We start from the raw sequence: 12,553 nt of genomic DNA, 5'->3' as shown, positions 1-12,553 counted from the left end.
CGAGAGCCATCGCAGAAGGTGCGCGCATTCGTGTTTAAGGAAATTTTATGACCACTGGCCTGCAAGGCTCCTTGATGGTGGACGTCGCCGGTACCTGGTTGACGGCCGAAGATCGCCACCTCCTGCGCCAGCCGCAGGTCGGTGGGCTGATCATCTTTGCTCGCAATATCGAGCATCCACGCCAGGTGCGTGAACTCTGCGCGGCGATCCGTGCCATCCGCTCCGACCTGCTGCTGGCGGTGGACCAGGAAGGCGGGCGGGTGCAGCGCCTGCGCCAGGGTTTTGTCCGCTTGCCAGCCATGCGCGCCCTGGCCGACAACGTGAATGCCGAGTACCTGGCCGAGCAGTGCGGCTGGGTCATGGCCACGGAAGTCCTGGCGGTCGGCCTGGACTTGAGCTTCGCGCCGGTTCTGGACCTCGATCATCAGCGCAGTGCAGTGGTGGGCAGCCGTGCATTCGAGGGCGATCCAGAACGCGCCGCACTGCTGGCCGGAGCCTTTATCCGGGGCATGAACAGCGCTGGCATGGCGGCCACCGGCAAGCACTTCCCAGGCCATGGCTGGGCCGAGGCGGACTCCCACGTGGCGATCCCCAATGACGAGCGCAGCCTGGAAGACATCCGTGCCAAGGACTTGCTGCCATTCGCTCGCCTGAGCAAGCAACTGGCGGCGGTCATGCCGGCCCATGTGATCTACCCGCAAGTCGACAGTCAGCCGGCCGGTTTCTCCCGGCGCTGGCTGCAGGACATCCTGCGCGGTGAGTTGCAGTTCGATGGGGTGATCTTCAGTGATGACCTGTCCATGGCCGGAGCCCATGTGGTGGGCGATGCTGCGAGCCGGATCGAGGCAGCCCTGAGCGCTGGATGCGACATGGGCCTGGTGTGCAACGACCGCGCGGCCGCAGAGCTGGCCCTGAGCGCTGCCCAGCGCCTCAAGGTCAGCCCGTCGCCGCGGATCGCGCGGATGCGTGGCCAGGCTTTCGCCAATCTCGAGTACAAGCAGGATCCCCGCTGGCTGACGGCGCTGGCCGCGCTCAGGGCCGCTCAGTTGATCGACTGAGCCAGCCCCTTCGACAGGCCGCTTCAGCGGCCTGTCTTGTTATCCGGCAGGGGGGCGAACAGCGCCTCGATGTCTTCGCTCTGCAGCTTCCAGTCGCCAGCCTGGCGCCCATCCAGTACGCCCGCCGCCAAGTTCGATTTCTCCTGCTGCAAGTGCTGGATCTTTTCTTCTACGGTGCCTCGGGCAATCAGCTTGTAGACGAACACCGGTTTCTCCTGGCCGATGCGGTACGCGCGATCGGTGGCCTGGGTCTCGGTAGCCGGGTTCCACCAGGGATCGTAGTGGATCACCGTATCGGCTTCGGTCAGGTTCAGGCCGACTCCGCCAGCCTTGAGGCTGATAAGGAATATCGGCAGCTTGCCGCTCTGGAACTCCCTTACCGGCGTGCGCCGGTCCCGGGTCTGGCCCGTCAGCAGGCCATAGGCGACATTGCGGCGCTTCAGCTCGACTTCGATCAGGCTCAGCATCGAGGTGAACTGCGAAAACAACAGGATCCGCCGGCCTTCCTCGAGCAGTTCCTCGAGCATTTCCATCAGGCTGTCGAGCTTGCCGGAAGAGCTGCCGCGGGCTGGCGGCACGTCGTTGACCAGGCGCAGGTCGCAGCACACCTGACGCAGCTTGAGCAGCGCCTCGAGGATGATGATCTGGCTGCGGGCCACACCCTTGCGGGTGATTTCGTCGCGGACCTTCTTGTCCATGGCCAGGCGCATGGTTTCGTAGACATCACGCTGCGCCTCGTTGAGTTCTACCCAGTGGATGATTTCGGTCTTGGGCGGCAGTTCAGTGGCCACCTGTTCCTTGGTGCGGCGTAGCAGGAACGGTTTGATCCGGCCGTTGAGGTGTTGCAGGCGCACTTCGCTGGCGTGTTTCTCGATGGGCACGCGGTAGTCGCGGTTGAAGTTCTTCGCATCCCCCAGCCAGCCCGGCAGCAGGAAGTGGAACAGTGACCAGAGTTCGCCCAGATGGTTTTCCAGGGGCGTGCCGGACAGGCACAGGCGCTGCCGGGCATTGAGCTCGCGGGCAGCCTGGGCGGCCTTGCTCGACGGGTTCTTGATGTACTGCGCCTCGTCGAGGATCAGCACATGCAAGGGCTGGGCAGCCAGCAGTTCGATGTCCTTGGGCAGCAGCGCATAGGTGGTCAGCAGCAGGTCGTAGTCGCCCAGCTGGGCGAAGTGCTTCTTGCGCCCGGCGCCATACAGCGCCAGCACCTTGAGCTGCGGGGTGAAGTGCGCCGCTTCGTCCAGCCAGTTGGGGACCAGGCTGGTGGGCATCACTACCATGCAGGGGCGATCCAGGCGCCCGGCGTTCTTCTCGCTGAGAATGTGCGCCAGGGTCTGCAGGGTCTTGCCCAGGCCCATGTCGTCGGCCAGGATGCCGCCCACTTCCAGTTGGCGCAGGGACTGCATCCAGCTCAAGCCTTCGAGTTGATAGGGGCGCAGGGTGGCGTTGAGGCCCTGTGGCGCTGGCGCCGCATAATCGCGGATGTCCCGCAGGCGCTGGGCGAAGGTGCGAATGTGTTCACCGCCTTCCCACAGCAGCGGCAGGTCCTGCAGCGGATTGAGGCGGGTGGCATCGGCGCTGCTCAGGCGCAGGGTGGTATCGCCGGATTCCTGCAGGTAGAACTCGCCGAGTGTCGCCAGCACCGGCTTCAGGCGGCCGTAGGGCAGCGCCACCTGCAGAGGGCCGTGCAGGGAGTTGGGGCGGTTGGGAATGTTGACCAGGATCAGTTCGTCGTCGCGGCGCCTGGCCAGGCGTTCCGGGTTGAGGATCTCGGTGTGCGAGCGCATCAGGTTGAGCAGGATCGGTAGCAGGCTCAGGCGCTCGCCGTTGACGATGATCCCCAGCTCCAGGTCGAACCAGTCCCGCCCCGGCGCTTCGTCGACGCTGGCGTACCAGTCGTCCACCGCTGTCAGGTCGAAGCCGAAGCCTTCATCGATCTGCAACTCCCAGTGTTGCTCGCGCAGCTTGGGCAGTTCGTTGAGGGTGAAGGTCAGCCACGCGCTGTCGTTGACCATCTCGTACAGCTCGCCGGCGCTTTCCGGCAAGGCCTTGCTCTGGCGCGTGGCGATCTTGAAGCCCAGGGCTCGCAGCTGTTCGCGGTAAGCCTGCTCCTGTTCCGGCTGGCGCCTGATCCGCAGGCTCTGGTGTTCCTGGCGGATGATCAGGTCGGCGTGCTTCGGGTCGCTGGCATATTCGCCCTGGTAATTGAAGGACAGCGCGGCGCGGTGCTGGATGTAGCGTTGCATCTTGCCATTGCGCGGTTCGAAGGCGCTGAACTCGATGCTCGCCAGCCACAGTCGCGGGATGGGGCGCACATCGTCCAGTACCTGCTGTGGGAGTGCCGGCGGGCGGCGACTGTCCAGGACAGCAGAGAGCTTTGCCAGCAACTCGGCATCCTTGGCGGCTGCCGGGTAGGCCAGGGTTTCTTCCACTTGCAGCAAGACCGCGGCGATGTGCTTGCAGTTGCTGTGTACAGGGCAGGTGCAGTGGCTGTCGATCAGCAGCAGGTTGCCCTTGCTCGATTCGCGCAGGGTGATGGTCTGGCGGTAGACATTGCCGCCAGAGCCTTCGCAGCTGGCCGTGATAGCGCTGTCTCCTGCGCTGACGATGCGCACGCGTTGTTCCAGGGCGTAGCGCCGGCCGCGCTCCAGGGCTTGTTCCTTGAAGCGGTTGATCCAGGACGGGGCCAGGGGTTTGGTTAGGGGCGGAATCATAGGGACTTCGATCAGTCCGGAATTTCAGTCGGGGCGGGGCGTGGTGCCGGCGCGGTCAGCGAAGTGATCTTGATCAGCAGCGCCAGGTGGCCGTTATCCAGGTAGTTGAGCTGGCCGTTCTTGGTATGGCTCTGCTGTTTCAGGCGCTCGCTGCGGGTGACCAGGCCATTGCCGTCGATCTGATTGATCCAGAAGTCGGCATCCACATCGGTGAAGCGCCCAAGTGTCAGGCCCAGGGTGCCCTCGATGGGGAACTGGCCGAACTGTTCGGGCCCTTCGCTGAGGGCGACCTTGACCGGGATTTCCCCCAGGGTCTGCTGCCAGGCCCGGTGCAGCAGCACGCTGTAGTTGCCGCTGGCACCGAGCTTCTCGACGATTGCACCCAGGGCCGGAGTGCGCTGGCTGTCCGGCCCCAGGCGCTGGGCGCCGGCAGCCCAGTCCTCCGGCGCGGCGCGGCTGATGATCTGGGGTTCGGCATTCTGGCGTACGAGGATCATTTCCACCTGGTAGCGGTCGTCGGCCAGGGCCATGGGCGCGACGACCAGGGTCAGAAGCAGGGGCAGGGAGCGGAACAGGCGCATGGGGCGTCCTTCAAGCAGTTTTCGGGGTGAGGCTCTCAAGCAGGGCCTCCAATGTATTAAAGCGCTCTTCCGGGCGTTCCATCGGCACCATGAACTTGAACAGTGTTGCGCCTTCGAACTTGTAGCGTTTGGGCTGGCCCTGGATCAGCTTGATCAAGGCCAGTGGGTCCACAGGAGTATCCGCAGCGAACTCGATGCGTCCGCCCTGGGGGCCGCCATCGATCTTCTTGATCCCCAACTGCTCGGCCTGGAGCTTGAGCAGGGTCAGGCGGATCAGGTTCTTGGTCGGCTCGGGCAGCAGGCCGAAGCGGTCGATCATCTCCACCTGCATGTCCTTCAGGCCATCTTCGTCGGCGGCCGAGGCAATGCGTTTGTAGAGGATCAGACGGGCGTGAACGTCCGGCAGGTAGTCCTCGGGAATCAGGGCCGGCAGACGCAGGTTGATTTCCGGGCCGCCGCCCAGGGGCTGGTCGAGGTTTGGCTGTTCGCCCTTGCGGATAGCCTTGACTGCGCGTTCCAGCATTTCCATGTACAGGGTGAAGCCCACGGCCTGGATCTGGCCGCTCTGGCCGTCGCCCAGCAGTTCGCCGGCACCGCGGATTTCCAGGTCGTTGGTGGCCAGCACGAAACCGGCCCCCAGGTCCTGGGTATTGGCAATGGCTTCCAGGCGCTTTTCCGCGTCCGGGGTGATCTGCTGGCGTGGTGGCGTCAGCAGGTAGGCGTAGGCCTGGTGGTGGCTGCGTCCGACCCGGCCGCGCAACTGGTGGAGCTGGGCCAGGCCGAACTTGTCGGCCCGCTCGATGATGATGGTGTTGGCGCTGGGCACGTCGATTCCGGTCTCGATGATGGTCGAGGCGATCAGCACGTTGAAGCGCTTGTGGTAGAAGTCGCTCATCACCTGCTCGAGTTCGCGTTCGCGCATCTGCCCGTGGCCGATGCCAATGCGTGCCTCGGGCACCAGTTCGGCCAGTTCGGCGGCGCATTTCTCGATGGTCTTCACATCGTTGTGCAGGTAGTACACCTGGCCGCCGCGCAGCAGCTCGCGCAGCAGGGCCTCTTTCACCGTGCTCTTGTTCTGCTCCATGACGAAGGTGCGTACCGACAGGCGTCGGGCCGGCGGGGTGGCGATGATCGACAGGTCGCGCATGCCCGAGACAGCCATGTTCAGGGTTCGCGGGATCGGTGTGGCGGTCAGGGTGAGGATGTCGACTTCGCTGCGCAGCGCCTTGAGCTGTTCCTTCTGGCGCACGCCGAAGCGGTGTTCCTCGTCGATGATCACCAGCCCCAGGTTCTTGATCTTCACATCGTCCTGCAACAGCTTGTGGGTACCGATGACGATATCGATCTTGCCTTCGGCCAGGTCCGCCACCGCGGCACTGACTTCCTTGGCCGACTTGAAGCGGCTCATGACTTCCACGGTCACTGGCCAGTCGGCGAAGCGGTCGCGAAAACTGTTGTAGTGCTGCTGGGCGAGCAGCGTAGTGGGCACCAGGATCGCCACTTGCTTGCCGCCATGCACGGCGATGAACGCGGCGCGCATGGCCACTTCGGTCTTGCCGAAGCCGACGTCGCCGCACACCAGCCGATCCATGGGCTTGCCCGAGAGCATGTCCTCGCGCACCGCTTCGATGGTGCTCTGCTGGTCCGGGGTTTCCTCGAACGGGAAGCCGGCGCTGAAAGTGGCGTAGTCGGCCTTGGGGTCGGCAAAGGCATGGCCTTCACGGGCGGCCCTGCGGGCGTAGATGTCCAGCAGCTCGGCGGCCACATCGCGGACCTGTTCGGCGGCCTTGCGCTTGGCCTTCTGCCAGGCTTCCGAGCCGAGGCGGTGCAGGGGCGCGAGGGCGTCGTCGCTGCCGGTGTAGCGGGCGATCAGGTGCAGGTTGGCCACGGGTACGTAGAGCTTGGCGCCCTCGGCGTACTCCAGGGTGAGGAACTCGGCGGCCTGATTGTCGATTTCCAGGGTCGCCAGGCCCAGGTAGCGGCCGACACCATGGTCGATGTGCACCACCGGCGCACCCTCACGCAGTTCGGTGAGGTTCTTGATCATGGCGTCGTTGTTGGCGTCGGCGCGTTTCTCCCGGCGCCGACGCTGCATCACGCGCTGGCCGAACAGCGGGCTTTCGGCGACCAGCGCCAGTGCGGGCTCGTCCAGGACCAGGCCTTCGTCCAGCGGGGCGATGGTGATCGCCAGGCGCTCCTTGCCGGCGACGAAGTCCGGCCAGCTGTCGACGGTCCTGGGGCGCAGCTTGAGGCGCTCCAGCAGTTCCAGCAGGACTTCTCGGCGGCCCGCGGACTCGGCAGTGAACAGCACGCGCCCGGGGAACTCGTCGAGGAAGTTGGCCAGGGCCGCCAGCGGTTGATTGGCCTTGGCCTCGATGGCCAGGTTGGGCAGTTCCCGCGCCGGGAAGCGCTCGCGTCCGGCGCCGGTCTCCAGGTCCTGCTGGCTGGCCACCACGCGGGGCCAGTTCTTCAGCCGGGCAAAACAGTCTTCCACTGGCAGGAACAACTCGGCCGGTGGCAACAGGGGGCGCGCGGGATCGATGCGACGTTCTTCATAGCGGTTGCGCACGTCGTTCCAGAAGTTCTCCGCCGCCTGCTCGATACCCGGCAGGGAAAACACCTGGGTGTCCTGGGGCAGGTAGTCGAACAGGGTCGAAGTCTCTTCGAAGAACAGCGGCAGGTAGTATTCGATGCCTGCCGGGGTGATCCCGCTGCTCAGGTCCTGGAAGATCGGGCTGCGGCGGAAGTCCACATCGAAGCGTTCGCGAAAGCGCGCCTTGAAGCGTGTCACGGCGTCTTTCTGTAGTGGGAACTCCTTGGCCGGCAGCAGGCGCACCGAGTCGACCTTGTCGATCGAGCGCTGGTTCTCCGGATCGAAGGTGCGCAGGGTCTCGATCTCGTCATCGAACAGGTCGATGCGATAGGGCAGCTTGCTGCCCATGGGAAACAGGTCGATCAGCGCGCCGCGCACGGTGAATTCGCCGTGCTCGTACACCGTGTCCACATAACGGTAGCCGCTGGCTTCCAGGCGGCTGCGCATCTGTTCCACGTCGAGCTTCTGGCCGACGTCCAGCACCAGGCTGCTGCCCAGCAGGAACTGGGTGGGTGCCAGGCGGTGCAGGGCCGTGGTGATCGGGACCACCAGTACGCCGTGTTGCAGCTCCGGCAAGCGGTACAGGCTGGCAATGCGTTGGGAAATGATGTCCTGGTGGGGCGAGAACAGGTCGTAGGGCAGGGTTTCCCAGTCGGGGAAGTGCAGGACCGGCAGATCCGGGGCAAAGAAGCTCAGCTCCTGTTCCAGCCGGTCAGCGCTTTGGCTGTCGGCGGTCAGCAGGAGGGTGAAGCGCTTGGCGGCGCTGGCGGCTTCGGCGATGGCCAGGCTCAGGGCGGCACCGGGCAGATTGCCCCAGTGCTGTTTCCCGGTGGCGGCGGGGAGTAGCGGTAGACGCAGGACAGGCACGGACGGTCAAGCTCCAAGCGTTGCGACAAAGTCGGTAATTGTAACGGTCCGGGGCTGCCACTGTCAGTGGCTGATGTATCGATCGGGCCGGTTGCGGGAAATGTAGTGGCTATGACAAAAGAATGCGCGTTTGGTGGCGAAATGTAGTGCCAATTTCCGTCCGTGTTTCGGAGGGTTACGGACAGTTGGGCTGGCGGTCGCAAAAAATGACATCGCTGGAAGCCGCGGATTTACTGGGTTGCGGCTGATCGAAAGATTTTTTGCAAGGACTTTTGTTACGTTCCGAACGACAGGCGCGCATTGCTACAGGAGGGACTCGGCGGCATAATGTAGCCCCTTTTTTCTGCCCCTACATGTGGAAGGTTCCCGTGACTCAGAAACCCGACCAGTGTCTTGGTGAATGGATCGACCGTGAAGCACTCGCAGAAGCGATGATTCCGCTTATCGGTCAGCTCTACCGCAATAACAATGTGGTGAGCTCGATCTATGGCCGCAGCCTGATCAACCAGTCTGTCATCGCGATTCTCAAAGCTCACCGCTTTGCTCGCCATCGTCAGTCCGACGAAAGCGAATTGTCCGTCCACGAAACATTCCCGCTTCTGAAAGCCATGAGCGAGCTCAAGCTCGGCGCTGCTTCGGTCGATCTGGGCAAGTTGGCTGTCAAATTCAAGACCCAGGGCAATGGCCGCACCGCCGAACAGTTCGTTCGTGACGAGATGGCCGATGTCGTGGGTCAGCAAAACGCCTCGGCGCGCAAGGGCACTGACGTAGTGCTGTACGGCTTCGGTCGTATCGGTCGCCTGCTGGCACGTATCCTGATCGAGAAGACCGGTGGCGGCGACGGCCTGCGCCTGCGCGCCATCGTAGTGCGCAAGGGCGCCGACAACGACCTGACCAAGCGCGCCAGCCTGCTGCGTCGCGACTCGGTGCATGGCTCGTTCAACGGCACCATCACCATCGACGAAGAAAACAACACCATCACCGCCAACGGCAACCTGATTCAGGTGATCTACGCCAAGAGCCCGAGCGAAGTCGACTACACCCAGTACGGCATCCAGGATGCCCTGATCGTCGACAACACCGGTGTATGGCGCGATGCCGAGGGCCTGAGTCAGCATCTGGCGTGCCCAGGTGCCAGCCGTGTGGTTCTGACCGCACCTGGCAAGGGCGCGCTGAAGAACATCGTGCACGGCATCAACCACGGTGAAATCACCGCTGACGACAAGATCGTTTCCGCCGCCTCCTGCACCACCAACGCCATCGTGCCGGTGCTCAAGGCCGTGAACGACCAGTACGGCATCATCAATGGCCACGTCGAGACCGTTCACTCGTTCACCAACGACCAGAACCTGATCGACAACTTCCACAAGGGCAGCCGCCGTGGTCGTGCCGCGCCATTGAACATGGTGATCACCGAGACTGGCGCGGCTACTGCTGCCGCCAAGGCTCTGCCTGTGCTCAAGGGCAAGCTGACTGGTAACGCGATTCGCGTACCTACGCCAAACGTCTCGATGGCCATCCTCAACCTGAACCTGGAAAAGGCCACCACCCGCGACGAGATCAACGAGTACCTGCGCCAGACGGCCATGCACTCGGATCTGCACAAGCAGATCGACTTCGTCAATTCCCAGGAAGTGGTGTCCACCGACTTCGTCGGTTCGCGCCACGCCGGTGTCGTCGATGCCGAGGCCACTATCTGCAATGACAGCCGCGTTGTCCTGTACGTCTGGTACGACAACGAATTCGGTTACAGCTGCCAGGTAGTGCGCGTGATGGAAGACATGGCCGGGGTCAACCCGCCAGCGTTCCCACGCTAAGCGTCTGCTGATGTGAAAACGCCCCGACTTGTCGGGGCGTTTTTGTTTGTGGCGATTGCCTTATCGCGGGCAAGCCTCGCTCCTACGGAAAATCCAATTTGTAGGAGCGAGGCTTGCCCGCGAAGGGTTTACTGAGCGCCGCCAGTCACGGCCATCTGCGCAGTCCTCAGGGCGTGGCGATTGCCGCGGAACAGCACCAGGGTGGCGATCAGGCCCAGCACCGCGGCACCGCTGAGCCAGATGCCTGGTGCAGCCTTGTTGCCCAGCACATGGATCAGGTAGGTGCAGGCCGCCGGGGTGAAACCACCAAAGGTGGCGGTGGCCAGGCTGTAGGCCAGGGAGAAGCCGGTGGTGCGGACTTCGGCGGGCATGATTTCGGTCAGGGCCACCACCATGGCGCCGTTGTAGGAGCCATAGAGAAAGGACAGCCAAAGTTCGACGATCAGCAGATGGCTGAAGCTGGGATTGGCCACCAGCCAGGACAGCGCCGGATAGGCCGTGAGAATCGCCAGGACGGTTGCGCCCAGCAACAGCGGTTTGCGGCCGATCCTGTCCGACAGCGACCCCATGACTGGGAGCCAGAAAAAGTTCGACACACCGATGCAGACGGTCACCAGCAGTGCCTCGAAATCGGAGAGGTGCAGTTCGGCCTTGCCGAACGTCGGGGTGTAGGCGGTGATCAGGTAGAAGGACACGGTCGTCATCACCACCAGGGCCATGCCCGCGATGACGATGCCGAAGTTCTGGCCAATCGAACGCACGATTTCCTGCAGGGTAGGGCGATGCTTGCGTGCCTTGAATTCCGGGGTTTCTTCCAGGGAGCGACGGATCATGAAGATGGCTGGCACGATCATGCAGCCCACCAGGAAGGGCACGCGCCAGCCCCAGTCGCCCATTTGCTCGGGACTCAGCCAGTGGTTCAGGCCCACTCCCAGCAATCCGGCGAACACGACGGCGGCCTGTTGGCTCGCCGACTGCCAGCTGACGAAGAAGCCTTTGCGCCCTGGGGTCGAGATCTCGGCCAGATAGACCGAGACGCCACCCAGCTCCACGCCGGCGGAGAAGCCCTGCAGCAAGCGCCCGAGCAGGACCAGCAGGGGCGCGGCTACGCCGAGGGTGGCGTAACCCGGCACGCAGGCGATCAATACCGTGCCGGCGGCCATCAGCGCCAGGGTGATGATCAAGCCTTGGCGACGGCCATGGCGGTCGATGTAGGCACCGAGGAAGATTGCACCCAGGGGGCGCATCAGGAAGCCGGCGCCGAAGGTGGCCAGGGACAGCATCAACGACGCGAACGCACTGTCGGCAGGGAAGAAGGTCTTGGCGATTGCCGTGGCGTAGAAGCCATAGACCATGAAGTCGAACATCTCGAGAAAGTTGCCGCTGACAACGCGAAAGATCGCCTTGCCTTTGCCCGTGGTCGTGGACATGTTTTTCACTCACTTTGGCTGTCTTGTTAGCAATCCCTGGTCGTTACTCGTCCTCACTGCAAAGGCGGGGCGCGAAGCTGCACGCTGAACAGTTTTGTAACAATATGTGTGCGAAAGGCATCAGGCAACAAAAACTCTTGGAGCTGGTTCGGGGCTCTAGTCCGTGCTTTACCGTGGCCCTTAAGAAATGGGCGCTGGGCAGATGCCGTTCCGTCTATCGCATAATGGCGCTTTGCTTGAGGGGCTGGCCCTTCGGGACAGCGGATCTGGAGAGTTGACCTTGACGGGTAGTAGGTGGTTGCAGGTGTTATGGGGGGTGATGGCGCTATTGGCCGGATGTGGCGCGGGGGAGCGGGTGGAACGTATCGCCGGTCCGACCATGGGCAGCACCTGGTCGGTGCAGTACGTCAGGCCAGCAGGTGGTCCGGCGGCATCCACGGTCAAGGCTGAGGTCGAGGCAATCCTGGCCGAAGTGGACCGGCAGATGTCCACCTACCGCAGTGACTCTGATATCGAGAGGTTCAATGGGTTGCCTGCCCACAGTTGCCAGCCCATGCCCGAGCCAGTGTTGCACCTGGTGCGGGTGGGCGAGCAGTTGTCCCGTGACAGCGACGGTGCCTTCGATCTGACGGTAGAACCGTTGCTCGATCTCTGGGGATTCGGCCCCCAGGGTCGCCAGGAGCGGGTGCCGGACGTGGCCGCCCTGGCCGAGGTACGCCAGCGGGTGGGGCATGGGTTCTTGCGGATCGAAGGTGGTCAGCTGTGCAAGGACGTCGCGCTACAGGTGGATTTCAATAGCATTGCCGCGGGCTACGCGGTGGATCGCATTGCGGACCGCCTCGCAGAGCTGGGCATTGGCAGCTACCTCGCCGAAGCCACCGGCGAACTCAAGGCGGCAGGGCGCAAGCCTGATGGTGCGCCCTGGCGTATCGCCCTTGAAGAACCCCGGGATGACCGGCAAGTGGCCGAGCGGGTCATTGCCGTGGACGGTTACGGTGTGTCCACCTCCGGCGACTACCGTCATTATTTCGAGCAGGATGGCCAGCGTTACTCCCACACTTTCGATGCCCGGCTCGGGCGGCCCATTGGCCATACGCTCGCTTCGGTGACGGTGGTTCATCCATCGGCGTTGATGGCCGATGGTCTATCGACGCTTTTGCTGATCCTCGGTCCCGACGCGGGTTGGGACTATGCGAAAAAGCATGATGTCGCCGTATTTTTTGTGATGCGTGCCGATACAGGTTTTGTCACGCGCAGCAATCCGGCGTTCGATCACCTGTTCCACGGGCAGCCAGACTGAGCTTGCATGGGGGAGTGGACGTGGTAGTGCAGGCAAAAGTAGCCTACGACGCGACCAAGGGTTAATGTGCGCGGCGTTGACGCTTCTATAGACTGTGCCCGGGTTCGTAACCGAGCCAAATTGATCCTTCATGCCGCCGGCCGCGGCATGATTTAGCCGCAGATGCCAGAAGCGCATCTCGGCCTGTTCTGAG

At 63.3% G+C, this 12,553-nt stretch carries 7 protein-coding genes; 3 read left to right on the top strand and 4 right to left on the bottom strand.

Features of this window, described 5'->3' with window-relative positions:
* The first annotated feature begins 59 nt into the window (after positions 1 to 59).
* Positions 60 to 1,058: a beta-N-acetylhexosaminidase gene (gene nagZ, locus LGQ10_RS09120; protein ID WP_226526122.1), complete on the top strand. Its 999-nt coding sequence runs from the start codon at positions 60 to 62 to the stop codon at positions 1,056 to 1,058.
* Between the two features lie 23 nt (positions 1,059 to 1,081).
* Here nagZ and LGQ10_RS09115 read toward each other — a convergent pair whose 3' ends face one another.
* Genes LGQ10_RS09115 through mfd form a run of 3 tightly spaced genes read right to left on the bottom strand, consistent with a single transcriptional unit; the run spans position 1,082 to position 7,813 of the window.
* Entirely contained in the window at positions 1,082 to 3,772 is a 2,691-nt protein-coding gene (locus LGQ10_RS09115; RefSeq protein WP_226525350.1) for a DEAD/DEAH box helicase, read from the bottom strand.
* Between the two features lie 11 nt (positions 3,773 to 3,783).
* The gene (locus tag LGQ10_RS09110) at positions 3,784 to 4,353 is read right to left on the bottom strand and encodes a CsiV family protein (RefSeq protein WP_226525349.1); all 570 of its coding nucleotides are present in this window, start codon (positions 4,351 to 4,353) and stop codon (positions 3,784 to 3,786) included.
* Positions 4,354 to 4,363: 10 nt separating this feature from the next.
* On the bottom strand, positions 4,364 to 7,813 hold the full coding sequence (gene mfd / locus LGQ10_RS09105; protein WP_226525348.1) for a transcription-repair coupling factor: 3,450 nt from the start codon (positions 7,811 to 7,813) through the stop codon (positions 4,364 to 4,366).
* A 353-nt stretch (positions 7,814 to 8,166) separates the two neighbouring features.
* Between mfd and LGQ10_RS09100 the strand changes: the two genes are divergently transcribed.
* The gene (locus LGQ10_RS09100) at positions 8,167 to 9,630 is read left to right on the top strand and encodes a glyceraldehyde-3-phosphate dehydrogenase (RefSeq protein WP_058433539.1); all 1,464 of its coding nucleotides are present in this window, start codon (positions 8,167 to 8,169) and stop codon (positions 9,628 to 9,630) included.
* 128 nt (positions 9,631 to 9,758) lie between these two features.
* On the opposite strand, the gene LGQ10_RS09095 is transcribed toward LGQ10_RS09100, so the two are convergent.
* The gene (locus LGQ10_RS09095) at positions 9,759 to 11,060 is read right to left on the bottom strand and encodes an MFS transporter (RefSeq protein WP_226525347.1); all 1,302 of its coding nucleotides are present in this window, start codon (positions 11,058 to 11,060) and stop codon (positions 9,759 to 9,761) included.
* A 319-nt stretch (positions 11,061 to 11,379) separates the two neighbouring features.
* On the opposite strand from LGQ10_RS09095, the gene LGQ10_RS09090 reads away from it, so the two are divergent.
* Positions 11,380 to 12,360 carry an FAD:protein FMN transferase gene (locus tag LGQ10_RS09090; protein ID WP_226526121.1) on the top strand — a complete coding sequence of 327 codons (981 nt, stop codon included), beginning with the start codon at positions 11,380 to 11,382 and terminating at the stop codon, positions 12,358 to 12,360.
* Positions 12,361 to 12,553 lie beyond the last annotated feature (193 nt).

Origin of the sequence: Pseudomonas sp. L5B5 (assembly GCF_020520285.1) — a bacterium.
GTDB lineage: Bacteria > Pseudomonadota > Gammaproteobacteria > Pseudomonadales > Pseudomonadaceae > Aquipseudomonas.
Note: the sequence above shows the minus strand (reverse complement) of the source record. Positions and strands in the feature narration are given on the sequence as shown.

Coding starts and splice junctions, on each gene's coding strand:
- LGQ10_RS09115 (WP_226525350.1), bottom strand. CDS start 3,772: ATGATTCCGCCCCTAACCAAACCCCTGGCCCCGTCCTGGATCAACCGC.
- LGQ10_RS09110 (WP_226525349.1), bottom strand. CDS start 4,353: ATGCGCCTGTTCCGCTCCCTGCCCCTGCTTCTGACCCTGGTCGTCGCG.
- LGQ10_RS09100 (WP_058433539.1), top strand. CDS start 8,167: ATGTGGAAGGTTCCCGTGACTCAGAAACCCGACCAGTGTCTTGGTGAA.
- LGQ10_RS09095 (WP_226525347.1), bottom strand. CDS start 11,060: ATGTCCACGACCACGGGCAAAGGCAAGGCGATCTTTCGCGTTGTCAGC.
- LGQ10_RS09090 (WP_226526121.1), top strand. CDS start 11,380: ATGGCGCTATTGGCCGGATGTGGCGCGGGGGAGCGGGTGGAACGTATC.